The following is a 25,794-nucleotide window of genomic DNA, read 5'->3' on the forward strand; positions in this document are numbered from 1 at the left end:
TCCAAAAAAGGTAAAGCATGCTTTACAAAGGGTGCCGAAACCAGGCCAGGGAGGGATTAACCGACCATCACCTCGATCGCTCCGGTCACGCACCGTGGCAGCCGGTGCTACGCGACCTCGGCGGGGAGTCCGAGGGCGCCGGCGACGCGATCGGCGGTGGCCGCCATGCCCGCCGCGTTGGGGTGCACGGGGGCGGCGGAGTTCTCCGGGATCAGGCCCTCCACCCAGCGCTGGGAGGCGGGCGAGCAGATGTCGTGACCGCGCTCCAGGACGTCGACGAAGGTCGCGCCCCGGGCGGTGGACTCCTCCGCGATCATCGCGTTGAGCGCGTTCTGCACCCCGTCGAGGAAGGGCACGTCGCCGCGGGCGATCGGCTCGCGGGGCCAGCACCCCCGGCTCTCGGGGAGGATCTGGAGGTAGCCCACCGCGAGCACGGTCGCGTTCGGGCTGCGCTCGGCGATCTCCCCGTACACCCCGGAGATCTCGTCGCGCAGGTCCTCGACCCGCTGCTCCAGTTCGTCGCCGTAGTAGCGCTCGCAGGGGTTGCCCAGCGGGTTCTCCAGACTGCGCTTGGCGCAGGTGGTGAAGACCTCCGAGAACCCGAAGTCGTTGCCGCCGATCCCCACCGTCACCAGGTCGGTGTCCGGGGTGAGGGCGTCGAACTGCGGGGCCACCCCGCGGTGCTGGGACTCGCGGAGATCGGCCGTGACCGCGCCCGAACAGCTGGCGTCGGTGAACGAGGCCACCCCGAGGCGATCGGCGGTGAGCCGGGCGTAGTTGGCCGACGAGCGCAGGCAGCGGGGGTCGGAGCCGGGCGCGTACGGCGGGATGAGCGGACCGGAGGTGAAGGAGTCGCCGAGGGCGACGTAGTGCCCGAAGTCGGCGGCCTCCTCGGCGGCCGCGGGGGCGGCGATCAGGGACAGGCCCAGCGCGGCGACCGCCGCCAGGGCGATCTTCCGGGAGCGTCGCGTCATCGCGGACTTCTCCGTGGGAACCGGGGGAACGGGGGGCATGGACGGCGTGTCGGTGCGGGGCACGCGGGTCTCCTCTTCGGTGAGCGGGGGGTGCGGAGGTTCGGACCCTAAGGATTCTGTAACACGACCTTCACGGAAAGTGTCCTAACCCGTAGGTAACTTTCCTGTGGCGTCCCCAGGCTCCACCGCCCCCACCTGGAGCGTCTCCCGGAGGCGTTAGCGTGTCGGACATGGCCAAAGCGAAGACGATGTTCCGGTGCGCCGAGTGCGGCTGGACCAGCCTCAAGTGGGTGGGGCGCTGCGGGGAGTGCCAGGCGTGGGGGACCGTCGAGGAGGCCGGCGCCCCGGCGCCCATGGCGGTCGCCCCCGCCGCGGTGACCTCCCGCGCCCGCCCGATCACCGAGATCAGTGTGGAGAGCGCGGAGGCCGTGCCCACCGGCATCGACGAGCTGGACCGGGTGCTGGGCGGCGGCGCCGTCCCGGGCGGTGTGGTCCTGTTGGCCGGAGAGCCGGGGGTCGGCAAGTCCACGCTGCTGCTGGAGGTGGCCGCCAAACGAGCCCAGGCCGGGCCCGTCCTGTACGTGACCGGCGAGGAGTCCGCCGGCCAGGTGCGGCTGCGCGCCGAACGCCTGGGGGCCCTGTCGGACAAGCTGTACCTCGCGGCGGAGACCTCCATCGCCACCGTGGCCTCGCACGTGGACGCGGTGGGACCGGGTCTGATCATCGTCGACTCGGTGCAGACCATGATGTCCCCCGACACGAGCGGCGTCCCCGGTGGTGTCACCCAGGTACGGCAGGTCACCGGGGCGCTCATCCAGATCGCCAAGGAACGCGGGATCGCCACCGTCCTGGTCGGTCACGTGACCAAGGACGGTTCCATCGCCGGCCCCCGACTGCTGGAGCACCTGGTGGACGTGGTCCTGCACTTCGAGGGCGAACGCCACTCCCAGCTGCGCCTGCTGCGGGCGGTCAAGAACCGCTACGGCCCCACCGACGAGATCGGCTGTTTCGAGCTGACCGAGAGCGGCATCGTGGGCCTGGCCGACCCGAGCGGGCTCTTCCTCACCGAGCGCACCGATCCGGTCCCGGGCACCTGCATCACCGTGGCCCTGGAAGGGCGGCGACCGATCATCGCCGAGGTGCAGGCCCTGGTGGCCCCCACCCCCCTGCCCGCGCCCCGTCGGGCCACCTCGGGTCTGGACACCTCGCGGGTGAACATGATCCTGGCGGTGTTGGAGAAGCGCACCGGGATGAAGCTCGCCAACCTGGACGTGTACGCCTCGACGGTGGGCGGTGTGCGCCTCACCGAACCGGCGATCGACCTGGCCCTGGCGATGGCCGCGGGCGGTTCCCACAACGACGTCGCCCTACCCCGAGGGCTGATCGTCGTCGGCGAGGTGGGTCTGGCCGGCGACGTGCGCACGGTGGCGGGCGCCCGCCGCCGGGTGGCGGAGGCCCAACGCCTGGGCTTCACCGAGGCGATCGTCCCCAAGCACTTCGGCGACCCGATCCCGGGCATCCGCGTGCACGAGGTGGAGGAACTGAGCGAGGCCCTGATGCGGGTCGCCCGCCGACGCGGCTGAGGTCGACGTCCGGCCCCCTCAGAAGGCGAAGACCGGCCCCTTGGCCAGGCGCAGCTCACATCGGTTGCCGTAGGTCCGCTCGAAGTCCTCGGCGCCGCTGGCGGTGACGGTGACCGGACGGTACTCCATCGTGCAGAAGCCCTCGGTCGGGGTGATCTCCTTGATCGACCCGGCCTCGGCGATGGCGGCGCAGGCCGCCTCGGCCTCGGGGTGGGTACCGCCGGCCGGGTCGCAGTTCAGAGTGACCACGGAGCGGTCGCCGAGGTAGCCGCCGGCGTACCCGTCGGTGACGGTCAGGACGTAACGGACGGAGTAGCGCTCGGCCGAAGCCGTCGCGGGGGCGAGTGCGGCGACGAGGGCGAGACCGAGGACGGCGAGTCGTTTCACGAAGGGCTCCCTGACATAAGAACACGGACGACACCCATAGTAATCAAATGAGTGCCGTCCGTGTTCGAGTTTCGGGTGTCCGGGATGCTCCTATGGATGTCAGCCCTTGAGCTGGAACACCAGCTGGGAGACCGAGCCCACGTAGTCCCCGTGCAGGTTGGCGCGGTACCAGCCGGGCTTGGCCTCCGGCTTGCCGTCGCGGCAGTCGGCGAAGGAGCGCACCCGGTCCCAGGTGACCGTGAACTCGTGCGGCACGCCCCGGCTCAACTGGCGGTCCTCGCGGCTCTCGCCGTCCGCGCAGTCGGCGGACGAGTAGATGCGGTCGTCACCGGAGTGGATGCGCACCTCCATCGACTCGCCGCCCACGTCGACGGTGCAGGTCTGCTCGCCGGTGTTGACCACGGTGACCTCGAAGGCCGGTTTCGCGCCCGACCCGTAGATCTCCTTGTCCTTCTCGGCGAAGTCGAAGGTGACCACCACGTCCTGCGGGCGGCAGGCGTCCTCGGGGCGCTTCGGCGCGGCCGCCTCGCCGCCGCCGGAGCCGCCTCCCCCGCCGCCGGCGCCCTCGGCGTCCGAGGGGTCGTCGGAGGGCTCGGGATCCCCGCTGGGCGAGGCGTCCGCCTCGGAGGGATCCTCCTCGGGTTCCCCACTCGGGGACGCGGAGGGATCCTCCGGTGCCACACTGGGGGAGGCCTCGTTGTCGACGCCCGCTTCGGACCGGGTCGGCTCGCCCTCGTCCGCGCCCGGCCGACAGGCGAAGGCGATCAGAGCGAGCAGCAACATGGCCCCGGCCAGCACGAAGGCGCGCCGCTTCCAGTAGGTCTCGCGGCTGACGGGATGTCCGGTACTTGACGCCATGGCCCGTAGTATTGCGGTTTTGCGGCCACGCCACCTACTCAACCCGCCGATCTCCGGTTTAAAGATGAGCGATAACCCTTACAGCACCGCCGTTCTGGCCTGGTACGAGGCCAACGCCCGCGACCTCCCCTGGCGGGCGCCCGACGCATCGCCGTGGTCGATCCTGGTCAGCGAGATCATGCTCCAGCAGACCCCCGTCGTGCGGGTGCTGCCCGCCTGGAAGGCCTGGACCGAACGCTGGCCCACCCCGTCCGACCTGGCGAAAGACGCGCCGGGCGAGGCCGTCAGGATGTGGGATCGCCTCGGCTACCCGCGCCGGGCACTGCGCCTGCACGCCTGCGCGACGGTCATCACCGAGGAGCACGACGGCGTCGTCCCCGACGATCACGCGACCCTGTTGTCCCTTCCCGGCGTCGGCGTGTACACGGCCGCGGCCGTCGCGAGCTTCGCTTTCGGGCAACGCCACGCCATTCTGGACACCAATGTGCGTCGGGTCCTGGCCAGAGCCGAAACCGGCATCGAGTACCCACCGAAAACCCAGACGAAGGCCGAGACGGCCCTCGCCGAGTCCCTGCTGCCGCCCGAGGCGTCGGTCGCCGCCCGCTGGGGCGTGGCCGTCATGGAACTCGGCGCGCTCGTGTGCACCGCCCGTTCCCCCGCGTGCGTCGACTGCCCCATCGCGAACCAGTGCGCCTGGACGGCGGCGGGGCGGCCCGCGCACAGCGGACCGCCCCGGCGCGGACAGACCTACGCGGGCACCGACCGACAGGTCCGCGGGCTGCTGCTGGCCGTGCTGCGCGCCTCGGCGGACCCGGTGCCCAAGGACGCGCTGGACGTCGTGTGGGACGACCACGTGCAACGTGAGCGCGCCCTGGACGCCCTGGTCGTCGACGGCCTCGTGGACCCGATGGAGGACGGCCGCTACGCGCTGCCGTCCTGAAGGGGTTCAGGTGGTGGTGGTCCCCTCCTCCTCCAGGATCGCCTCCACCTCGGCCTCGGTCTCGGAGATCCCCCCGCTGCACGGGGCGCCGGGCTCGGGGGTGTCCGGCCCTTGGACGTATCCGCGCAGATACTCGGTCAGGGCCGGGGAGGCGGGATCGTCCAGGTGGATCTGCGAACCCCACGCCGAGGCCACGACCCGGGTGGGAAGGCCCTCCATGGGGCTGATCACCAGGTAGTCGCCAGGGGTGTACAGGTCCTTCAGGATCGCGACCTCGTCAGGAGACAGCGACGGGTCGTAGGTGATCCACACCGCCCCGTGCTCCAGCGAGTGCACGGCGAACTCCGCGCGCAGCGGTTCGGTGTAGACGCCGCAGTTCTGCCAGGTCGGATAGTGCGGACCGCCCGCCGGGGGGAACATGTCGTAGTCGACGACCTCTCCCGGCTCCACATGATCGGGCTCCAGACCCTCGAAGGTGAGGATCTCCTCCCCCGCGGCCGTGCCGTCGGCGGGGCCGCCCGCGCCGGAGGACGAGAGGTACCACACCGCGCCGCCGGCGACGAGCAGCAGGAGCACCAGGGCACCGGCGACGACGCCGATGATCAGGCCCACGGACGACTTCTTCGGCGGGGGTCCGGGCGGTCCGTATCCTCCGGGCTGCGGACCGTACCCGCCCGGGGGCGGCGGCCCGTACCCACCCGGGGGCGGAGGCCCGTACCCACCCGGGGGCGGAGGACCGTACCCGCCCGGGGGCGGCGGCCCGTACCCACCCGGCGGCACCGCCCCCGGCGGTGGCGGTCCCTGCGGTGGCGGTCCCTGCGGTGGCCCGGCCGGTCCGAGGTGGCCGTGGGCGGGGGGCTGCGGCCCCTGGTTCCGGGGATCAAAGGGCTGATTCACACTCGCACCCTAACGGCTCCGCTTCTTTCGGGGAGGGGGTGGGAACGACGAAGAGGGCGCCCCCGAAGGGACGCCCCCGTGCCGTACGAGTGCGGCTACTCGGCCTTACCGGCGGCCGACTCCTCGACCTCCGGGGTGTCCGGGACCGCCGCCGGCTTCGGCACACCCTTGAAGGTGAGCTTGGCGTCGGTGCCGTCGCCGTCGGTGTCGATCACGACGATCTGTCCGGACTTGAGGTCGCCGAACAGGATCTTCTCCGAGAGCTGGTCCTCGATCTCCCGCTGGATCGTCCGGCGCAGCGGCCGGGCGCCCAGGACCGGGTCGAAGCCCCGCTCCGACAGCAGCTTCTTGGCCTTGGGACGGAGCTCGATGCCCATGTCCCGCTCCTTGAGCCGGTTGTCGAGGCCGGCGATCATCAGATCCACGATCTGGAAGATCTCGCCCTCGGTCAGCTGGTGGAAGACGATGATGTCGTCCACACGGTTGAGGAACTCCGGCCGGAAGTTCTGCTTGAGCTCCTCGCCGACCTTGGCCTTCATCCGCTCGTAGTTGGTCTGGGCGTCGTCCTCCTTGGCGAAGCCCATGGCCACGCCCTTGGAGATGTCCCGGGTGCCCAGGTTGGTCGTCATGATGATGACCGTGTTCTTGAAGTCGACGTTGCGACCCTGGGCGTCGGTGAGACGTCCCTCCTCCAGCACCTGGAGGAGCGAGTTGAAGATGTCGTTGTGGGCCTTCTCGATCTCGTCGAACAGGACCACGGAGAACGGCTTGCGGCGCACCTTCTCGGTGAGCTGGCCGCCCTCCTCGTAGCCGACGTACCCGGGCGGGGAACCGAACAGCCGCGAGACCGTGTGCTTCTCCATGAACTCGGACATGTCCAGCTGGATCAGCGCGTCCTCGTCCCCGAACAGGAACTCGGCCAGGGTCTTGGACAGCTCGGTCTTACCGACACCGGACGGGCCGGCGAAGATGAACGAACCACCGGGACGCTTGGGGTCCTTCAGACCCGCGCGCGTACGCCGGATCGCCTGGGAGAGCGCCTTGATGGCGTCCTCCTGGCCGATGACCCGACGGTGCAGCTCGTCCTCCATGCGCAGCAGCCGGGAGCTCTCCTCCTCGGTGAGCTTGAAGACCGGGATGCCGGTGGAGGCGGCCAGGACCTCGGCGATGAGCTCCTCGTCCACCTCGGCCACGACGTCCATGTCGCCGGCCTTCCACTCCTTCTCCCGCTGCGCCTTCTTCGTGAGCAGCTGCTTCTCGTCGTCGCGCAACGAGGCGGCCTTCTCGAAGTCCTGCGCGTCGATCGCGGACTCCTTGTCCCGACGGACACCGGCGATCTTCTCGTCGAACTCGCGCAGGTCCGGCGGCGCGGTCATGCGACGGATGCGCATGCGCGAGCCGGCCTCGTCGATGAGGTCGATCGCCTTGTCCGGCAGGAACCGGTCGCTGATGTAGCGGTCGGCGAGGTTGGCCGCCGCCACCAGGGCGCTGTCGGTGATGGAGACCCGGTGGTGGGCCTCGTACCGGTCGCGCAGACCCTTGAGGATCTCGATGGCGTGCGTGATGGTCGGCTCGTCCACCTGGATGGGCTGGAAGCGGCGCTCCAGCGCGGCGTCCTTCTCCAGGTACTTGCGGTACTCGTCGAGGGTGGTCGCGCCGATGGTCTGGAGCTCACCCCGGGCCAGCATGGGCTTGAGGATCGAGGCGGCGTCTATGGCGCCCTCGGCCGCGCCCGCGCCGACCAGCGTGTGCAGCTCGTCGATGAACAGGATGATGTCGCCGCGGGTGCGGATCTCCTTGAGGACCTTCTTCAGGCGTTCCTCGAAGTCACCGCGGTAGCGGCTGCCCGCGACCAGCGCGCCCAGGTCGAGCGTGTAGAGCTGCTTGTCCTTGAGCGTCTCGGGGATCTCACCCTTGACGATCTTCTGGGCCAGGCCCTCGACCACGGCGGTCTTACCGACACCGGGCTCACCGATGAGGACCGGGTTGTTCTTGGTCCTGCGGGACAGGACCTGCATGACCCGCTCGATCTCCTTGTCCCGACCGATGACCGGGTCGAGCTTGCTCTCGCGCGCGGCCTGGGTCAGGTTGCGACCGAATTGGTCCAGCACCAGGGAGGTGGACGGAGTGGACTCCGAGGAGCCCGTGGTCGCCTGCGGCTCCTTGCCCTGGTAGCCGTGGAGCAGCTGGATGACCTGCTGGCGGACCCGGTTGAGGTCGGCGCCCAGCTTGACGAGGACCTGGGCGGCGACGCCCTCGCCCTCGCGGATGAGGCCCAGCAGGATGTGCTCGGTCCCGATGTAGTTGTGGCCGAGCTGGAGCGCCTCCCGCAGGGACAGCTCCAGCACCTTCTTGGCCCGCGGCGTGAAGGGGATGTGCCCCGACGGCGCCTGCTGGCCCTGACCGATGATCTCCTCGACCTGCTGCCGAACCGCTTCGAGGCTGATACCGAGACTTTCCAGAGCCTTGGCGGCGACGCCCTCACCCTCGTGGATGAGGCCGAGCAGGATGTGCTCCGTACCGATGTAGTTGTGGTTGAGCATCCTGGCCTCTTCCTGGGCCAGAACAACCACTCGCCTCGCGCGGTCGGTAAACCTCTCGAACATGTCTCGTCGCTCCTCTACAGAGCGGTCAGGCAAGGCCGGTTCCCACCGACCCGACTCTTCCGCATATCGGCCCCACAGGGATAACCGCCCCGGGGAGCACTGTCGCACCCGTCCGAACCGTTCGACCGGCTGCCGAGCGGACGGACATCTCCGCACGGTTCGGCCGGAGCCGTCCGTGCCAGAGACTTTCCCCGACGATAGGGCGTTCACCCAACATCCAACTACCGATTGAGGCGTCAGATTTCCCTGTACGCCGAAGGCGAACGACCCGGCCACTCCTTCATGCCGGGAGTGACCGGGTCGTTGCTCGTACAGGCCGGATAATCGGCTCTCAGCGAACAGCCTCCGCGTTGTTCAGCCGGAAGCGAAATGGCGGGAAAGCGCTCGGTGATCCCATGGACGGAGACCTCTGGAGGACCTTCGGGATCCACCGTGACGGTCCGGTGGGTGATCCGGACCCATCGCGTTCAGCACATCATTCCGGCTCGCCCCCGTGGGCGGCGGGCGGGACGCGTCCTCACCGATGCCCGGCACGGTTCCCGTGTCCGAGCCGAACGGGGCGCACGGCCCCGTGACCGTCCATCGGTCCCTCCGCCCGATTCCCCGTCTCGGCGGGGAGGAACTCATCACGGCGATGCCGCGGTGCGGCACGGGATCGATGACATCGGTCCGCCCCCGGAGGCCGTCGGTCGAAATTCGATCAAGACCTGACAACATTTCGGCGTACCGGGGGTCGAGGCGAACTATCCCTTGATCGCCTCATATTCGGCGACGATGGCCGCGGGGATACGCCCGCGCTCATTGACCGGCTTGCCGGCGGCCTTCGCCCAAGCGCGAATCTCGGCGCTGCGCTCACGGCTGGGAGCATTCCGGCTCGCGGTACGACGACCGGTGCCACGACCCGCCTTCGGCGAAGCCTTGCGGGCCGCCTCGACGAACGGAGTAAGAGCCTCGCGAAGCTTGGCGGCATTACTCGCACTGAGGTCGATTTCGTACACGGAGCCGTCCAGACCGAACGTGACCGTCTCCTCGGCCTCGCCACCGTCGAGGTCGTCGACCAGGAAAACCTGGACCTTCTGTGCCATGGAATCAAACCTTTCAGAAGAGCGGTGTCTTCACACCTGAATATAAAGCTATCTCGCGCCCAGGCGGAACACAATTGGCGACGTGCCGGAAATCACCCGTCGAGACCTCCGGTCGACGGCGGGACCGGAGCGGTCGGGCCGCTCGACGGTGGGGTGCTCACACGAAGAACCGGCTTGTCGAAGCCGGTCCCCGGATACGATCGATCAAGCACCGTATCAACGATCGTCGGATTCGGTGCCTTCCGCGCTCCGGACAATCGGCGTCTCGTTCACCGCGTCGGTCTCCCGGGTCACCGGAGTGCTCTCGTCCGCGGCACCGGAGGCATTGGGCGCACCCTTGCCCACCAGGCTTCCGTCCATCCTGCGCGGCGCCATCTCACGGCGCAGCAACTTGATGATGAAGTAGCAGAACACGAAGGCGACGACCACCGGAGGGATGAGCGCCGACAATACGTCGAGCAGACCGGAGGGGAGCACCGAGGACAAAAAATCACCCATCGAAGCAGGCCACCCTTCCTGGTTGTTACTTATTGCAGCAAATACCCGACTCAGTGTCGGGACACTCCCGGGGGGATGGCGCCCGAGGGGGCGGGCAAACGCATACCGGACATCATAGACACCGTATCCCCTGCTTTGACCGAGACGGTACCTGGACCGTGGCCGCAAACCGGACGGCGCCAATGCGGACCGGGCTTCGGCGTCCTGCGACGAAGGAACCGCATCGGTCACCGGATCGGGTGAAATCACGACCCTTCGTCACCGCGCTCCACCGAACTCGTCGCCGAACTCCTTCCGGCGGGTCCGGTCGGTACCGGGCGCAGGTACACATTACCTTCCCTCTTCCACTTCCATACCACCCGGTGTGCCCAATCGTCGCCACCAGAGCAGGCAAGGGGATCGGCCGCACGGACCGTTTGCGGATCACATTGCGGGAACGCGGTCCCAAGAGAGTGTGAAAACCTTTAGCCGTCGGTGTTCTCGACTCCATCGCGGAGGTGTACGAGCATCCGCGTGTTCCCGAGCGTGTTGGGTTTGACGCGTTCGAGGTCGAGGAATTCGGCGACGCCCTCGTCATAGGAGCGCAGGAGTTCCTCGTACACCCGGGCCGAGACCGGTGTCCCCTGGATCGGAGCGAAGCCGTGGCGGGCGAAGAAAACGGTCTCGAATGTCAGACAGAACACACGGCGCACACCCAGACCGCGCGCGGTGTCCAGAAGGGCGTCGACGATCCGATGGCCGATACCGAAACCTCGGAGGGAGGGGTCCACCGCGACGGTGCGGACCTCCGCCAGGTCCTCCCAGAGGACGTGCAGGGCCCCGCAGCCCACCACGCGGTGCTCGGTGCGTCCTTCGTCGGCCTCGGGACGGACGGTCTCCGGAGCGCCCGGATCGTCGTGGGCGATCTCCGCCTCGGCCACCCAGAACTCCTGGACGTCCTCGTAGAGGTTGACCGTGCTCTTGGAGAGCACGCGCCGATCGGCGGTGTAGGTGTCGACGAGGCGGCGGATGTGGGAGACATCGCCGGTGCGGGCACGCCGCACCTGTACATGACGAACGGGCATAGCCGGACCAGACTATGCCCATGGGACCCGCTGGGGTCCACCGGCTCGCTCTTGTCCGGTGAACGCGGGTCCCATGTGCGCCGGGCCGGCATGCCCGTGGTCGGTCTCCCGGCCGGGGGGCCGGGAGAGGGTGGTTCATTCTGTTCGGATCGTCAGATCAGCTGCCGCCTGGCGGCCCAGACGACCGCCTCGATGGGGGTGTTGACCCCGAGCACGTCGCAGATGTTTCGGATGCGACGACGCAGCGTGCGGGCGCTCAGCTCCAGGTGCCGGGCCGCGACCTCGGTGGTGACACCGGTCGCGATCTCGGCGAGGAGCTCGATCTCCTCATGGCTCAGTTCGACCGGCGCGTAGGGGCCGACAGCGGCCTCGCGCGGGCGGCTCTGCAACGGGACCGCGTTCTCACGGTGCTCCCGGGTCGGCAGGGCGCTCTGATCCTCAACGGTGCGTCGTACGAGTGTGGCCTGTTCCACTCCGTCCTCCCTCATCGATGTGAGTGCGGAACATCAACTCGTCACCTGGTGAGATGCGAGTGCGTCGGGCCGGGTTCCTCGATCGTCTTGCGCGATCGTCCCGGTGACGCACGGCCCCGTGGCGCGAACCCCTCGGATCACCCCTCTGGCACAGGGGTGGGAGATGTTCGGGCACGGGTCGCACGATCCCTGATGCGTTGCGGTCTGGGACGGACAGACCGCACCGGTGGGTCCTGCGTGTGCGCGATCGGTGCTCTTTCGGGCTCCGCTTTGCCTCGCGCTCCTCCGCGTTACTCGATCCACTTCGGCGAACTCACGGGGCTCTGCCCGCTCTCAGCACGCTAGGCGGAGGAGAAGATACCGTCAAGGCCAGATAAATCACCATGTGTGACCACACGGAGACCATCAGCCACAGATTCACGATAGGGGAAAATCCATCTCGATACTGACCTGCGCAAACGATACCCACCTCGACGATGCCGCAGGCGGTGCCCCCACCGGGAAAAACTTCACCGAGGCCTCCGGGGCACACCGGTCGTCACGACGCCCCACGGCCTCCGGTCACCGCCACCGCACTCCCCACCTGCGCCGGGAACGCGAAGGGGGATGGGACACCGCACGAAGCGTGCGGCCCCCTCATCCCCACTTTCGGACATCCACCCCTCCGGGATAAGGTCCCGGCAAATGAGGGGTCATGACCGTGATGACGTGGTCAGGCGTCGTCCCCCGCAGGCTTCACGATCGGGAAAAGGACAGTTTCCCGAATGTTCTTGCCCGTGAACGCCATCAGCAGGCGGTCGATGCCGACGCCCACGCCGCCGGTCGGCGGCATGCCGTACTCCAGGGCCCGCAGGAAGTCCTCGTCGAGCTGCATCGCCTCCGGGTCGCCGTCGGCGGCCATGAGCGACTGCTCGGTGAGGCGCCGGCGCTGCTCCACCGGGTCGACCAGCTCCGAGTACCCCGTACCCATCTCCATGCCGAAGCCGATGAGGTCCCACTTCTCGGTGAGCAACGGGTCCTCGCGGTGCCGACGGGTGAGCGGGCTCGTCTCCACCGGGAAGTCCCGTACGAAGGTCGGCTGGATCAGCGTGTGCTCCACCAGCTCCTCGAAGACGTGCTCGATGAGCTTGCCCTGCCCCCAGGCCGGGTCGTACTCGACGCCCTCGGCCTCGACCAGGCGGCGGACCTCCTCGATCGGGGTGCGCGGGTCGACCTCGGCGCCGAGCGCCTCGGACACGGCCCCGTACAGGGTGACCTGCGGCCACTCCCCGGCCAGGTCGTAGGTCTCGCCGTCGCGCTCGATCACGGTGGTGCCGAACGCGGCGCGGGCCGCCTCCTGGATGAGCTCGCGGGTGACGTCCGCCATGACGTTGTAGTCGGCGTACGCCTGGTAGAACTCCAGCATCGTGAACTCGGGGTTGTGCGTGGAGTCCGCGCCCTCGTTCCGGAAGTTCCGGTTGACCTCGAAGACCCGCTCCAGACCACCGACGACCAGCCGCTTCAGCGACAGCTCCGGGGCGATCCGCAGGTACAGGTCCATGTCGTAGGCGTTGATGTGGGTGGTGAACGGTCGCGCCGTGGCGCCGCCGTGCACCTGCATCAGCATCGGGGTCTCGACCTCGATGTAGTCGCGTGCGGTGAGCCCGTCCCGGATCGCGCGGATGGCGGCCGACCTGCGGCGGACCATCTCACGGGACTCGGGATTGACGATGAGGTCGACGTAGCGCCGGCGGACCCGGGCCTCGGGGTCGGTGAGGCCCTTGTGCTTCTCCGGGAGCGGACGCAGGCACTTGGCGGTGAGCGTCCAGGAGCTCACCATGATCGAGAGCTCGCCCCGGCGAGAGGTGATGACCTCGCCCTCGACGCCCACGTGGTCGCCCAGGTCGATGTCGGTCTTCCAGGCGTCCAGGCGGTCCTGGCCGACCCGGTCGAGGGAGAGCATGATCTGGATGTCGCCGGTCTCGTCGCGCAGGGTGGCGAAGCACAGCTTGCCACCGGTGCGGTACAGCATCACCCGGCCGGCGATGGAGACCTCCACCCCGGTGCCGGTGTCCGGCGGAAGATCGGCGTGTTTGTCACGCACGGCGCCGATCGACGTGGACCGCGCGAAGAGCACGGGGAAGGGGTCGATGCCCTCCTCGCGCAGGCGGTCCAGTTTCTGGCGCCGAACTCTCATCTGTTCGGGCAGGTCGTCGTAGGTGTCGTCGTGCGTGTGATTCACACACGCGATCCTACCGGCGCGGGAGGCCTGGGCGACCCGGCCCGCAGGGGGGAGCCACAAGCGGCCACGGGGATGAGAACCGGCGCCCCGCTCACTACGATCACACTGCCCCGCACCGGCATCCCCGCACCACCCCTTTTCAAGAGACGGAAACCATCGGTGAGCGTTGAAGGAAGCACGAAGGCCGTCATCACGGCCCTGTGCGCGAACATGGGAATCGCCGCGACGAAGTTCGGGGCCTACCTCCTGACCGGATCGTCGGCGATGCTGGCCGAGTCCATCCACTCCGTCGCCGACTCCAGCAACCAGGCGCTGTTGCTGGTCGGCGGCAAGCGGGCCCGACGGCCCGCGACGAAGGAGCACCCGTTCGGCTACGGCCGCGAGCGCTACGTCTACTCCTTCATCGTGGCGATCGTCCTGTTCAGCGTGGGCGGCCTGTTCGCGCTGTACGAGGGCTGGCACAAGATCTCCCACCCCGAGCCGATCACCGCGTGGCGATGGGTGCCCATCGTCGTCCTGCTGGTCGCGGTCGCGCTGGAGTCCTTCGCGATGTACACCGCGGTCAAGGAGTCCAACGCGGTGCGCGGCAACGCGAACTGGGTGCAGTTCGTGCGCCGGGCCAAATCGCCGGAGCTGCCGGTCATCCTCCTGGAGGACGCGGGCGCGCTGCTGGGTCTGGTCTTCGCGCTGTTCGGCGTGGGCCTGACCCTGATCACCGGCAACGGCCTGTGGGACGGCCTGGGCACGGTCGCCATCGGTGTGCTGTTGGTCATCATCGCGATCGTGCTGGCCGTGGAGATGAAGAGCCTTCTCATCGGCGAGTCCGCCACCGACGAGCACGTGCGGCAGATCGAGGAGGCGCTGATCTCGGTCGAGGACATCGACCGGCTCATCCACATGAAGACGCTGCACATCGGCCCGGAGGAACTGCTGGTGGCGGCCAAGGTCGCGGTGGACGCGGAGGACGACGCCACGCGGGTGACCCGGGCGATCGACGAGGCCGAGAGTCGGATCCGCGCCGCCGTGCCGATCGCGCGGATGATCTACATCGAGCCCGACCTGTACCGCCCGGAGGCGGACGCCGACACGGTGACGACGACGGGCACGACGCCCGCGTGATCCCGCTCCGGTGGTGACGTTCTCCGCGCGTCACCACCGGAGGCGTTCACCGGACCGATCACCGCCGAGTCCCTCGGCGGTGTGGAGAACCCCTCGGGGAGGGCCGCGGCCCTCCCCGGGACGACTCAACCGGTGTTGCGCTCGAACACCAGGCGCAACCCGATGAGGGTCAGCCACGGTTGGTGGACGTCGATGGTCTCGCACTCCCCCACCACCGTGGAGGCCAGGCCTCCGGTGGCCACCACCGTCACGTCGTCGGGGTTGTCGGTGAGTTCGGCGACCATGCGGTCGACGATCCCGTCCACCTGACCGGCGAAACCGAACACGATCCCCGAGCGCAGCGCCTCCGTGGTGTTCTTGGCGATCGCCGCCCGGGGCCGGACGATCTCGACCATGTGCAACTGGGCGCCGCGCCGGGACAGCGCGTCCACGGAGATGTCGATCCCCGGGGCGATCGCGCCGCCCACGTACTCCCCCTTGACGCTCACCGCGTCGAACGTCGTCGCGGTCCCGAAGTCCACCACCACGGCCGGCCCGCCGTAGAGGTGATCGGCGGCCAGCGCGTTGATGATGCGATCGCTGCCGACCTCCTTGGGGTTGTCCATCCGGATCGGCACGCCCGTCTTGACACCGGGTTCGACGATCACGGCCGCGACGCCGTCGAAGTGGCGGCGGAACATGTCGCGCATCTCGTGTTGGACCGAGGGGACCGAGCAGCACAGGGCCAGCCCGTCGACGTCGTCGACGCCGCCGTGGACGCCGCTCTCCAGGAGTCCGCGCAGCACCACCGACCATTCGTCGGCGGTGCGCCGGGGGTCGGTCCCCACCCTCCAGTGCTCCAAGAGGTCCTCGCCCTCGAAGAGACCGAAGACCGTCTCGGAATTACCGACGTCGATCGCCAGCAGCATGGAGCCTCATCCTGGTCGAAGTGTGTGTTCTCAGGGAATCCTCCCCCAATCCCGCCCTTCGCGGAAAGTCCGGAGGTGTATCCGGTCACACCAGATCGAGCGCGATGTCCAGGGCGGGGCTGGAGTGGGTGAGGGCTCCGACCGCCAGGAGGTCGACCCCGGTGCGGGCCACGGCGGCGGCCACCTGCAGGGTCAGGCCGCCCGAGGACTCCAGACGGGCGCGCCCGGCGACGAGGGCGACGGCCTCGGTCAGCTCGTCGACGGTGAAGTTGTCGAGCAGGATCTCCTCGGCGCCGGCCGCCAACGCCTCCTCGATCTGGTCGATACGGTCGACCTCCACCTCCAGGGGGACGTCGGGGAAACGCTCCCGGACGGCGCGGACGGCGGCGCCGACGCCCCCGGCGGCGACCACGTGGTTGTCCTTGATGAGCCCGGCGTCGCCCAGGCAGTAGCGGTGGTTGACCCCGCCACCGCAGCGCACGGCGTACTTCTCCAGGGCGCGCAGACCCGCGTGCGTCTTGCGGCTGTCACGGATACGGGCGCCGGTGCCGGCGACGGCGTCCACCCAGGCCCGGGTCGCGGTGGCGATTCCGGACAGGTGGGTGAGCAGATTGAGGGCGGTGCGCTCGGCGGTGAGCAGATCACGGGTGCGGGCGGTGACGGTCATGAGGACGTCGCCGCGTTTGACGGCGTCCCCGTCGACCGCCGACCTGGAGACGTCCAGGGCACCGTCACAGACCAGCCAGAACACGAGTTCGGCCAGGGGCAGTCCGCTGACGGTGCCGTCGGCCCGGGCCACGACATGGGCGGTGCGCACCTGATCGGCGGGGATGGTCGCGACGGTGGTGACGTCGAGGCCCGACCCACCGGTGAGGTCCTCGGCCAGCGCCCGGCGGACCAGGTCGACATGGCCCTCGTGCGGCGCGGTCCAGGGCAGGGTGAACTCGGCGCGGGTATCGGCCCTCGGGCCGCCCTCGGCGAGGGGGAAGGCGATGGCGTCGAGTTCGGCGGTCAGGGCGGGGGGCAGGGAGGGGGTCCAGTTCTCATCGGTCGCCACGGGGGTGTCCCCTTCCAGTCGGACGATCACCGGGCGGATCCGCCACTCGGGACGGGGCTCGGCGTGGTCGGCGCGTTGATGGGCGCCGCGGCTCTCGGTGCGGTACGCCGCGGCGGCGGCCACGAGACGGGCCACCGTGAGCAGGTCGGCGGCCTCCCAGGAGGCCGTGTCGGGGGCCGGGCCGCTCTCGGTGTCGCCGAGGGCGTCGAGTTCGGCGACCAGGGTCCGCAGGCCCTCTCCGGTGCGCAGCACGCCGGCGTGGCGGGACATCAGGGTGCGCACCCGGGGGACGACGGACGGGTCGGGCAGCGCGGTCACCGTCGGGGCGGGCACGCCCTCGGCGGGCAGCGGTCGGGCCTCGGCCGCCAGTCGGGCGGCGATCCGGTCGGCGAACACCAGACCTTCGAGCAGCGAGTTGGAGGCCAGCCGGTTGGCGCCGTGCACGCCGGTGCGGGCGACCTCGCCGACGGCCCACAGACCGGGGACCCCGGTGCGGCCCTCGATGTCGACCTCCACCCCGCCCGAGGCGTAGTGGGCGGCGGGGGCGACGGGGATCGGCTCGTTCAGCGGGTCGATGCCGTGTTCGCGGCAGGAGGCGAGGATGGTCGGAAAGCGCGTCTCCCAGGTCTCCCGACCGAAGTGATGGGCCTCCAGGTACACGTGGTCGACGCCCTGCTCGGCCATGACGCGGGCGATGGTCCGCGCGACCACGTCGCGGGGGGCCAGGTCGGCGAGTTCGTGGACACCGGCCATGATCCGGTTTCCGGCGGCGTCCACCAGGTAGGCGCCCTCACCGCGCAGCGCCTCCGACACCAGTGGCTGACGACCGCGCGCGTCGGGACCGAGCCAGAGCACCGTGGGGTGGAACTGGATGAACTCCAGGTCGCGCAGACGGGCGCCGGCCCGGGCCGCCAGGGCCAGCCCGTCCCCGGTGGAGACCGGCGGGTTGGTGGTGGCCGCGAAGATCTGGCCCAGTCCACCGGTGGCCAGGACCACGGCCGGGGCCAGGACGGCGCCGACACCGTCGCGGGTGCCCTCGCCCATGACGTGCAGCGTGATGCCGCAGACCGCTCCGGTGGCGGGATCGTGCAGCGCGTCGAGGGCGACGGCGTGCTCGATGATCTCGATGCGCTCATCGGCCAGGACCGCGGTGACGAGGGCGCGCTGGATCTCCGCGCCGGTGGCGTCGCCGCCGGCGTGGGCGACCCGATCGGCGCGGTGACCGCCCTCCCGGGTCAGGGCCAGTCCGCCGGCGGCGTCGCGGTCGAACTCCGCGCCCAGCGCGATGAGCCGGCGCAGGGCCTCGGGGCCCTCGGTGGCCAGGACGTGGACCGCGTACGGGTCGGAGAGTCCGGCGCCCGCCAGGTGGGTGTCGACCATGTGGGCGACGGGGTCGTCCCCGGGGGCCATGGCGGCGGCGATACCGCCCTGGGCGTAGGCGGTGGAACCCGTGGAGAGCCGGTCCTTGGTCACGAGCGCGACCCGCCCGTTCCCGGCGCGACGCAGGTGGCCGAGCGCGGTGCTCAGGCCGGCGATGCCGGAACCGACGATGACGACGTCGGCGGTGACGGCCCAGCTCGGCGCGGGCGCGTCGAGCCGGGTCGGGGTGGCTGTGCTCATGGGGATCTCTTCCACAGGGTGCAGCGGCTCAGAAGACGATCGACGTGTTGTCGATGAGGCGGGTCGTGCCGACCCGGGCGGCGAGCGCGAGGATCGCGCCGCCGCGGTGATCGTCGGCGATCTCCGCGAAGGTGGCCGGGTCGATGAGGGCGAGGTAGTCGAGGTCGACCGGCGGGGTCCCCCCGGCCGCCTCCTCCAGCACGGCGGTCGCGGCGGTGCGGGCGGCGGCGGGTCCTCCGGCGGCCGCGTCGCGGGCCGCCGCGAGGGACCGGGAGAGGGACAGGGCGGCGGCGCGTTCCCCGGCGGAGAGGTAGACGTTGCGGCTGGAGGAGGCGAGGCCGTCGGCGTCGCGCAGGATGGGCGCTCCCACGATCTCCACGGGGAGATCGAGGTCGGCGACCATGCGGCGGATGAGCGCGATCTGCTGGGCGTCCTTCTCCCCGAAGACCGCCAGGTCGGGGCGGACCAGGTGGAAGAGCTTGCCGACCACGGTGAGGACGCCGGTGAAGTGTCCGGGGCGGGAGGAGCCCTCCAGGCGTTCGCCCATGAGGCCGGCGTCGATGGTGACCACGGGACGGCCGGTCGGGTACATGGTCTCGGCCTCGGGAGCGAAGACGACGTCGACGCCCTCGGCCGCACAGGCGGCGGTGTCGGCGGGCAGATCGCGCGGATAGCGGTCGAAGTCCTCGTTCGGACCGAACTGGAGGGGGTTGACGAAGACGCTGACCACCACGGTGTCGGCCGCCTCCCGAGCGATCCGCATGAGGCTGCGGTGGCCCTCGTGGAGGGCGCCCATCGTGGGGACGAGGGCGACGCGACCGGCGTCGGCGAGAGCGCGGCGCAGTTCGTCGGGCGTGCGCGCGACGACGGGCGCGGCGTGGGCGGTGGGTGCGCTCATGGAGGTTCCCTGGGATGTCCGTGACGTGTCGGTGGTGGATCGCCGGGCCGATGGGCCGCGGGTGGTGTTCAGCGGCGCAGGACGTCGAGGAGTCGTTCGGCGTCCTCGGGCTTGAGCATCCCGGCGGTGAGGGCCAGGTCGGCGGTGAGCCGGGCCAGTTCGATGTAGGCGGTGACGCTCTCGGGGGCGTGCGCGCGCAGCTGTTCGATGTGCCCGGAGACGGTGCCGGCGTCGCCGCGCAGGACGGGTCCGCTGAGTCCGTGGATGCCGAGGCGCAGGGCGTTGTCCAGGGAGGCGCTCAGGAGGGGGGCGAGCATCCGTCCGGGTTCGGGGACCCCGGCGGCGGAGAGCAGGGCCGCGCTGTCGGCGACGAGGGTGACGAGGTGGTTGGCGCCGCCGGCCAGGGCCACATGGTAGAGCGTGCGCTTGTCCTCGGCGATCCAGACGGGTTCGGCGCCCATCTCGACGACCAGGGCCTCGGCGATGGGTCGCAGCGCGTCGGGGGCGGTGACCCCGAACGCGCAGTTGGCCAGTCGGTCGATGTCCTCGTCTCGACCGGTGAAGGTCATCGCGGGGTGCAGGGCCAGCGGCAGGGCCCCGGCCGCGGTGGCGGGGGCCAGGACGCCGTACCCGTGGGCGCCGCTGGCGTGGGCGAGGAGTTTGCCGCGCAGGTCGACGCCGGTGCCGGCGAGGCCTTCGGCGAGCTCGGCGAGGGCGTCGTCGGGGACCGTGAGCAGAACGAGGTCGGCGGCCTCGACCACACGGGCGGGTTCGAGGAGGCGTGCGGTGGGGAGCCGGTCGGCGACGCGCTCCTTGGAGGCCTCGGAGACGGCCGAGGCGGCGACGACCTTGTGACCGGCGCGACCGAGCGCGCCTCCCAGGACGGATCCGACGCGTCCGGGCCCGATGACGCCGACCCGCAACCGGGCCGGCCGCCCCTGCGTGGTCTCCATGCCGATGCCCCCTCGTGATGAGTGCGTCCGGTCCTCCCGTGACGCCTGAGCACACGATAGTCCTCCCCCGTCGCCGACCCGGCGCCCCGCCCCTGGTCGGGGGCGGGGGGTGGGACACGGACGGGGGCGGACCCGCCGGGCCCGCCCCCCGGGCACGCGAAAGGGCGCCGCCCCGTCGTCACGGAGCGGCGCCCGATGCGAAAGTCCCCTCGACCCCTCGGTCGGCACGGTCGGGACGTCTCCGACCGGAACACCCCCGACCGCCAGGGTCGGATCGCGGCGTCTACCAGTTCTTGACGCTGGCGCCGGAGTCCACGCAGTTGGCGCCGGCCACGCCCAGAATGGCGATGGCGTTGCCGCAGACGTTGATCGGCACATCCAGGTCGGCGACCAGCTGGTTGCCACCGAGGATGCTGCCGTTGCCAGAGGTGAAGACGTTGCTGTTGGCCATGGCCGGAGCGCCGGTGAACAGAACGCCCGCGGCGGCGGCGACGATGGCACTGGCGGCGAAAGCCTTCTTCAGCATGTGTTTTCTCCCGTCGGACCGAGCGGCGGGGGCGCCGATCGGTCGATAACGTTGACCATGTGTATAAGCACGAACACTCAACGTGTTCAGTCACCATTTAGCCATACTCGACCACCGTTAGGGGCCAGAACACGCGGGCGTGTTGCAGCCGTGAGCTGGAAAAACAACCCCTAGTGAGCATCCATGTCGGATATGTGAGCCATTAGTGGCAGCAATTTCGACCCCTAATGTGATGCACACCACATCAGACTTCTCCGGGGGTGTCGGACCGGCTCATCGTCGCCCGTGTCGCCCAGCGCTCCGGTCCCGCGGCGGTCACCCGCGCCCGCCTGCCGAGGTCGATCATCTCGTCCACCAGGCGCCGCGCCTCGGCCACCTCGCGGCCTTCCGCCCTGGCCCGGACCGGCCCCGGCGGGACCGCCACGCCCACCGTCGCCCGTCCGGTGAAACGGGCCAGCGGGCCGGCGGTCAGCCGCAGGGCCTGCACCCGTTCCATCGGAACGACCTCCGTCGAGCGGCAGAACAGCCCCGAGACGGTGACGAAGAGGTGCTCGTCCACGCCCACCAGCGAACGCGAGCCCTCCCGACCGGGCACCAGCGGCACGTACGCCACCTCGCTCTCCGGGAACAACTCGTTGACCAGGGCGTAGGCACGGCGCCGCGGCGCGACCGGCAGCAGCGCAGCCGAAGCGCCCTGGCGGGCACCCGCGTAACCGGCCACGGTCGCCTCCACCCTGGCCACGCCCAGCGCCCGCCACAGCAGCGGCTCCACCACCCGTACCGCCTGCACCCGGCCCGGAGGGACGGTCTGCATCCGCCGCTGGAACATCCCGTAGCGCAGCCGCAGCCCGTCCGAGGAGATCGAGGCGTAGTAATCGGTGTACCGGGCCAGCGGCCCCCAGAAGGAGCCGAGCAGGCCCAGCGTGAGCGGCACGAGCGCGCCCAGCACCCCGAGTTCGGTGAACATCACCCCTGCGGTGGCCAGCGCGGCCAGCGCGATGGAGGCCAGCAGCACCGGGACTCGGAAGGTGAGCGCACCCAGCAGGAGCAGGAACGGCAATCGGTAGAAGGGCCACTCGGGGGCCTCCGGGGCCCGCCCGGGCAGTCCGGCGGCGTGCGCCAGGACCGCGACGCGCATCCGTTCGGCGACGTCGCGGCTCAGGTAGGTCAACCGGACCGCGCTGTTGTCGCCGCCCGCGAGCTCGATGCGCAGCTCGGCCAGCCCGAACACCTGGCCCACCAACGGTCGGATCACGTCGACGGCCTGGAGGCGGCTCAGCGGGATCTCCCGCGAGCCGCGCATCAACAGTCCGCTGTGCACCACCAGATGGTCCTCCCGAAGCCCGAAACTGCCGTACCACCAGGCGGGCAGGGCGTAGGCCAGCGAGCCGAACACGACGGCGAAGGTCAGCATGACGACCCACGCCACACCGAAGGACGTGAGGATCGGGCCGACCAGGGCGACGAAGGCGAGCGTCGCCGCGAGGACCCGGAACGGCACCATCAGCCAGTGCGCCCGGAACACCCCGGTGGTGACGTCCTCCTCGGGGCGGCGCGGGATCGGCGGCTGCCGCTGCCACATCGTCGGGGGCAGCATCACCGGCGGCCCGTAGCCGGGGGTCATCGGTGGCGGGTACGGACCCCGCGCCGGTCCGGGTGGCGGATGGGGCACGGGGCCCGCCCCGGGGGCGTGCGCGGGCGGGGGTCCGGGCGGAGGGAGGCGGGGACGATCGTGTTCGCGCATCTACAACCCCGTGGAGAAGGTCTCGCTGCGGGCGGCCAGACTGTCGCGCAGGGCGACGGCCTCCATCAACGGCAGGCCGACCACGCGGGTGTCGGCCGTACTGGCGGCGGTGCGCACCCGCACCGTGGCGATGCCCAACGCCTGTTCGAGGAGGTCGGCCGTGGTGTCCACCACCTGCATGCGCCCGTAGGGGACGACCACCAACTGCCGGATCAGCACCCCGTAGGTCAGGTACAGCTCCGCCGGCCCCTCGACGTACCCCCAGGACCGTCGGAACCGACCGGCCAGGATCCAGCCGCCGACGAACACGATGAGGGCCGCCACGGCCCAGACCGCGGCCCAGAGCCGATCCGCCCACAGGAACAGGAGCAGCACGCCCGCCAGTCCCGAGGACAGGCACAGGGCCCCGACGATCAGCCTGCGGTACCAGGCCAGGGCCGGGGACACCCGATGCCACTCCAGGCCCTCGGGCGCGGCGAAGGCCGCGTCGAGCGGACGCCCCCGCGACGGGGGCGGCGGGGTCGGCGGGGTCGGCGACGGTGTCGATTCGCTGGTGTCCACGGGCCCAGTCAACCATCCGACGCCGGTCCCCGTCCGAAGGCGGTCCGGGAGCGGTCAGACCGCCTCGGGGCGGTCGTCGTCGCGGTCCTCGTCATCGGGCACCCGGCAGGCGTACTCCAGGTACAGCCCGGCCACCACCAACACGCCGGCGGCCAGCGCCGTTCCCAGGGCCGTCAGGAACACCTCGCGATGCACCGGCAGTCCCAGGTTCTCCACGACCATCACCGCGACGCCCGCGAAGAAGCCGCCGAACAGCGAGGCGGCCAGCACGCTCGCCTTGGCCAGGGCGACCAGGCGGGCCGCGCTGAGCGGCGGGATGGGTTCCGTGCCGGGCGCACGCCGGATCCGACGACGGGTCCGCCCGGCGGTGAAGCCCTCCGCGAGGGCGAGCAACAGCAGGGTCGGGATCGCCGTCCACGGCATCGGTGGCAGTCCGGGCAGCACCGTGGTGAAGAGCGCCCCGAGGAGCGCGCCGGCGATCGCGAGCAGTGTCGGCGTCCGCCACCCGGTGGGGTGCAGCCGCCGTTCCTCCTCCTCGGTCATGGACTCCCCCCGGGCGGGCTCAGCCGCAGATCCTCCCGCAGGTGCGGTTCCTGTTCTTCCTCCGGCTCCTCGGCGATGACGGCCGCCAGCAGGTCGGCGACCGCCCCCCGTCCCGGCAGGTGCGCCGTGGGGTCGACGTCCAGCCACGGACGCAGCACGAACGCCCGCAGGTGGGCGCGCGGATGCGGCAGGGTCAACCGGGGGTCGTCGGAGCGCGTGTCCCCGAACGCGATGACGTCCACGTCCAGGGTGCGCGGCCCCCACCGGACCTCCCGGACCCGACCGAAGGCCCGTTCCGCCGCCTGCGCGCGCTCCAGCAGCTCCTCCGGGGTCCCCTCGGTCTCCACGACCACGATCGCGTTGAGGTAGGCGCCCTGGTCCGGGCCGCCCACCGGAGCGGTCTCGTACACCGGTGACAGCGCGACCGGGGCTGGCGCGCCCTCTCCGGTCAGCAGGGCGTCCACGCCGCCCTGGAGGGTCGCCCACCGGTCGCCGAGGTTGGATCCCAGGGCCAGCACCGCGCGCGTCACGGCGCACCTCCGATCGCCACGTGCCCGGGCACGGCACCGCGCACGACGGTCACCGCCACGTCCGCGAACTCGTGCTCGATGGGCGCGGACGGCTTGTGCACGGTCACCTCCACCCCCTTCACCAGGGGGTCCGCCAGACACTCGGCGGCCAACCGCTCGGCCAGGGTCTCGATGAGGTCCACGGGCTCCCCGGTGACGATCGCGACCAGCCGGTCCGCCAACAGCCCGTAGTGGACGGTGTCCGCCACGTCGTCGGAGGCCGCCGCGGGCGACAGGTCCAAGAACAGGGCCGCGTCGACGACGAAGTCCTGCCCTTCTCGGCGCTCGAAGTCGAACACCCCGTGGTACCCGCGTGCCCGCAGCCCGCGCAGAACGATGCGGTCGGTCATCACTCCCCGCCCTCGTCCTCGTCGTCCTCGCCCATGAGCACCGGAGAGGCGTGGTGGGACCACAGTCGCCATCCCTGGGCCGTGTCGACGAACAGGTTGGTCGTGACGACCTGTCCCCCGGCGACGAACCCCGGGTCGCCGTCCTCGGCGGTGAGCACGTTCTCCTCGCACGTCACCATGGCGATGTCACCGCCGACACCGATGTGGGTCTCGGTGAGCACGTACTGGATGTAGGTGACGTTGGCCATGATGAGCGACCAGGCCCGCATGATCTCCGTGCGACCGCGCAGCAACGGCCACCCGGGGTTGACGCACACCAGGTCGGGGGCCTCGTGCTCCTCCGCCCACACACTGCGCATCAGATCGATGTCGCCGTTCTCGATGGCGCTGTAGAACTGCGCGTTGGCCTCGGCCACGCGCTCCATGACCTCCTGGCGAGATCTCACCGGCGGCCCCGCCCCGTGGCGACCTCGTCGTCGAAGCGGCCCTCGGCAAGGCTCCCGCCCCCGTCGGACCAGGCGGCGGCCACCCGGACCGCGTCGGCGCTGGCGCGCACGTCGTGGACGCGCACGGCCCAAGCGCCCCGGTCGGCCGCCAGGGTGGTGAGGGCGGCGGTGGCCGCGTCACAGTCGGGGAAGGGGCGGTCCTCACCCTTGGGGTCGCCCAGCAGTCGGCTCAGGAAGCGTTTGCGCGATCCCGCCACCAGGACGGGCCTGCCCAACCCGTGGAACCGGTCCAGGTGTCGCAAAAGCGCCCAGTTGTGGGCCTGTTCGGGTCGTTTGGAGAATCCGAGGCCCGGGTCGAGGATGATCTGACCCGGGTCGACGCCTGCACTGATCATGGCCTCCATACGATCGTGGAGCTCATCGATGACCTCCTGGACGACATCCGTGTACACGGCACGGCTCTGCATGTCATGACTATGCCCACGCCAGTGCATCAACACATAGGAGACACCCGAAGCGGCCACGAGCCGGGCCATGGCCGGGTCGGCCAGTCCACCGCTGACGTCGTTGACGAGCACGGCGCCCGCCCCGACGGCACGCTCGGCGACCTCGGCTCGCATGGTGTCCACACTGACGGCGACTCCACGGGCGGAGAGCGCGCGCACCACCGGCTCGACTCGGCGGAGCTCCTCCTCGACCGGTACGCGCTGGGCGCCCGGGCGGGTGGACTCCCCGCCCACGTCGATGATGTCGGCTCCCTCGTCGACCAACCGCAGGCCGTGCTCGACCGCCCGCTCGGGGTCGAACCAGGCTCCGCCGTCGGAGAAGGAATCGGGGGTGACGTTCACGACCCCCATGACCAGGCACCGCCCTCGATCGGGCAGGCCCGGAAGTGTGTATTTCGGCCCCATGGG

Annotated in this window: 25 protein-coding genes; 3 read left to right on the top strand and 22 right to left on the bottom strand. The window is 70.5% G+C overall.

Annotation, left to right across the window (positions count from 1 at the left end; genetic code table 11):
* Positions 1–107: 107 nt before the first annotated feature.
* Positions 108–1,037, bottom strand: coding sequence for an SGNH/GDSL hydrolase family protein (locus PWG71_RS13620; protein WP_446725023.1), 930 nt, complete (start codon positions 1,035–1,037; stop codon positions 108–110).
* A gap of 167 nt (positions 1,038–1,204) precedes the next feature.
* Here PWG71_RS13620 and radA point away from each other — a divergent pair, with 167 nt between their 5' ends.
* Positions 1,205–2,557, top strand: coding sequence for a DNA repair protein RadA (gene radA / locus PWG71_RS13625; RefSeq protein ID WP_274810058.1), 1,353 nt, complete (start codon positions 1,205–1,207; stop codon positions 2,555–2,557).
* 18 nt (positions 2,558–2,575) lie between these two features.
* Here the strand turns inward: radA and PWG71_RS13630 are convergent, their stop codons facing one another.
* On the bottom strand, positions 2,576–2,944 hold the full coding sequence (locus PWG71_RS13630) for an SSI family serine proteinase inhibitor (protein ID WP_274810059.1): 369 nt from the start codon (positions 2,942–2,944) through the stop codon (positions 2,576–2,578).
* 99 nt (positions 2,945–3,043) lie between these two features.
* Positions 3,044–3,802 (bottom strand): hypothetical protein, encoded by a 759-nt coding sequence (locus PWG71_RS13635; RefSeq protein WP_274810060.1) that lies wholly within the window; start codon positions 3,800–3,802, stop codon positions 3,044–3,046.
* Between the two features lie 64 nt (positions 3,803–3,866).
* Here PWG71_RS13635 and PWG71_RS13640 point away from each other — a divergent pair, with 64 nt between their 5' ends.
* Positions 3,867–4,742 carry an A/G-specific adenine glycosylase gene (locus tag PWG71_RS13640; protein WP_274810061.1) on the top strand — a complete coding sequence of 292 codons (876 nt, stop codon included), beginning with the start codon at positions 3,867–3,869 and terminating at the stop codon, positions 4,740–4,742.
* 6 nt (positions 4,743–4,748) lie between these two features.
* Here PWG71_RS13640 and PWG71_RS13645 read toward each other — a convergent pair whose 3' ends face one another.
* From PWG71_RS13645 to lysX, 7 genes are all read right to left on the bottom strand, one after another.
* On the bottom strand, positions 4,749–5,354 hold the full coding sequence (locus PWG71_RS13645) for a DUF3105 domain-containing protein (RefSeq protein ID WP_342455973.1): 606 nt from the start codon (positions 5,352–5,354) through the stop codon (positions 4,749–4,751).
* Between the two features lie 380 nt (positions 5,355–5,734).
* A complete protein-coding gene (locus tag PWG71_RS13650; protein WP_274810062.1) occupies positions 5,735–8,245 on the bottom strand; it encodes an ATP-dependent Clp protease ATP-binding subunit in 2,511 nt (836 codons plus the stop codon).
* A 743-nt stretch (positions 8,246–8,988) separates the two neighbouring features.
* Positions 8,989–9,330, bottom strand: a complete 342-nt coding sequence (locus PWG71_RS13655) for a histone-like nucleoid-structuring protein Lsr2 (protein ID WP_274810063.1) — start codon at positions 9,328–9,330, stop codon at positions 8,989–8,991.
* 216 nt (positions 9,331–9,546) lie between these two features.
* A complete protein-coding gene (locus PWG71_RS13660; RefSeq protein WP_274810064.1) occupies positions 9,547–9,828 on the bottom strand; it encodes a hypothetical protein in 282 nt (93 codons plus the stop codon).
* A gap of 464 nt (positions 9,829–10,292) precedes the next feature.
* Complete coding sequence (locus tag PWG71_RS13665) at positions 10,293–10,892, bottom strand: amino-acid N-acetyltransferase (protein ID WP_274810065.1); 600 nt, start codon at positions 10,890–10,892, stop codon at positions 10,293–10,295.
* Between the two features lie 152 nt (positions 10,893–11,044).
* Positions 11,045–11,365, bottom strand: a complete 321-nt coding sequence (locus PWG71_RS13670) for a LuxR C-terminal-related transcriptional regulator (protein ID WP_274810066.1) — start codon at positions 11,363–11,365, stop codon at positions 11,045–11,047.
* Between the two features lie 712 nt (positions 11,366–12,077).
* Positions 12,078–13,646: a bifunctional lysylphosphatidylglycerol synthetase/lysine--tRNA ligase LysX gene (lysX, locus tag PWG71_RS13675; RefSeq protein WP_274810067.1), complete on the bottom strand. Its 1,569-nt coding sequence runs from the start codon at positions 13,644–13,646 to the stop codon at positions 12,078–12,080.
* A 99-nt stretch (positions 13,647–13,745) separates the two neighbouring features.
* Between lysX and PWG71_RS13680 the strand changes: the two genes are divergently transcribed.
* The gene (locus tag PWG71_RS13680) at positions 13,746–14,705 is read left to right on the top strand and encodes a cation diffusion facilitator family transporter (protein WP_274810068.1); all 960 of its coding nucleotides are present in this window, start codon (positions 13,746–13,748) and stop codon (positions 14,703–14,705) included.
* A 125-nt stretch (positions 14,706–14,830) separates the two neighbouring features.
* On the opposite strand, the gene PWG71_RS13685 is transcribed toward PWG71_RS13680, so the two are convergent.
* From PWG71_RS13685 to folP, 12 genes are all read right to left on the bottom strand, one after another.
* Positions 14,831–15,613, bottom strand: coding sequence for a type III pantothenate kinase (locus tag PWG71_RS13685; protein ID WP_274810069.1), 783 nt, complete (start codon positions 15,611–15,613; stop codon positions 14,831–14,833).
* Between the two features lie 85 nt (positions 15,614–15,698).
* Entirely contained in the window at positions 15,699–18,290 is a 2,592-nt protein-coding gene (locus PWG71_RS13690) for an L-aspartate oxidase (RefSeq protein WP_274810070.1), read from the bottom strand.
* A gap of 28 nt (positions 18,291–18,318) precedes the next feature.
* Entirely contained in the window at positions 18,319–19,188 is an 870-nt protein-coding gene (gene panC / locus PWG71_RS13695; protein ID WP_274810071.1) for a pantoate--beta-alanine ligase, read from the bottom strand.
* Positions 19,189–19,256: 68 nt separating this feature from the next.
* On the bottom strand, positions 19,257–20,141 hold the full coding sequence (locus tag PWG71_RS13700) for a Rossmann-like and DUF2520 domain-containing protein (RefSeq protein ID WP_274810072.1): 885 nt from the start codon (positions 20,139–20,141) through the stop codon (positions 19,257–19,259).
* A gap of 283 nt (positions 20,142–20,424) precedes the next feature.
* The gene (locus PWG71_RS13705) at positions 20,425–20,667 is read right to left on the bottom strand and encodes a chaplin family protein (RefSeq protein WP_274810073.1); all 243 of its coding nucleotides are present in this window, start codon (positions 20,665–20,667) and stop codon (positions 20,425–20,427) included.
* Between the two features lie 244 nt (positions 20,668–20,911).
* The gene (locus tag PWG71_RS13710; RefSeq protein WP_274810181.1) at positions 20,912–22,264 is read right to left on the bottom strand and encodes a PH domain-containing protein; all 1,353 of its coding nucleotides are present in this window, start codon (positions 22,262–22,264) and stop codon (positions 20,912–20,914) included.
* A 147-nt stretch (positions 22,265–22,411) separates the two neighbouring features.
* Complete coding sequence (locus PWG71_RS13715) at positions 22,412–22,858, bottom strand: PH domain-containing protein (protein ID WP_342455975.1); 447 nt, start codon at positions 22,856–22,858, stop codon at positions 22,412–22,414.
* A 168-nt stretch (positions 22,859–23,026) separates the two neighbouring features.
* Positions 23,027–23,515, bottom strand: coding sequence for a DUF3180 domain-containing protein (locus PWG71_RS13720; protein ID WP_274810075.1), 489 nt, complete (start codon positions 23,513–23,515; stop codon positions 23,027–23,029).
* The gene (gene folK / locus PWG71_RS13725; RefSeq protein WP_274810076.1) at positions 23,512–24,045 is read right to left on the bottom strand and encodes a 2-amino-4-hydroxy-6-hydroxymethyldihydropteridine diphosphokinase; all 534 of its coding nucleotides are present in this window, start codon (positions 24,043–24,045) and stop codon (positions 23,512–23,514) included. The genes PWG71_RS13720 and folK overlap by 4 nt, the downstream gene beginning before the upstream one ends.
* A complete protein-coding gene (gene folB / locus PWG71_RS13730) occupies positions 24,042–24,434 on the bottom strand; it encodes a dihydroneopterin aldolase (RefSeq protein WP_274810077.1) in 393 nt (130 codons plus the stop codon). Before folB ends, folK begins: the two co-directional genes overlap by 4 nt.
* The gene (locus tag PWG71_RS13735) at positions 24,434–24,880 is read right to left on the bottom strand and encodes a nuclear transport factor 2 family protein (RefSeq protein ID WP_274810078.1); all 447 of its coding nucleotides are present in this window, start codon (positions 24,878–24,880) and stop codon (positions 24,434–24,436) included. Before PWG71_RS13735 ends, folB begins: the two co-directional genes overlap by 1 nt.
* Positions 24,877–25,791 carry a dihydropteroate synthase gene (folP, locus tag PWG71_RS13740; RefSeq protein WP_274810079.1) on the bottom strand — a complete coding sequence of 305 codons (915 nt, stop codon included), beginning with the start codon at positions 25,789–25,791 and terminating at the stop codon, positions 24,877–24,879. The genes PWG71_RS13735 and folP overlap by 4 nt, the downstream gene beginning before the upstream one ends.
* Positions 25,792–25,794 lie beyond the last annotated feature (3 nt).

Source organism: Nocardiopsis sp. N85 (assembly GCF_028882275.1).
GTDB lineage: Bacteria > Actinomycetota > Actinomycetes > Streptosporangiales > Streptosporangiaceae > Nocardiopsis > Nocardiopsis lambiniae.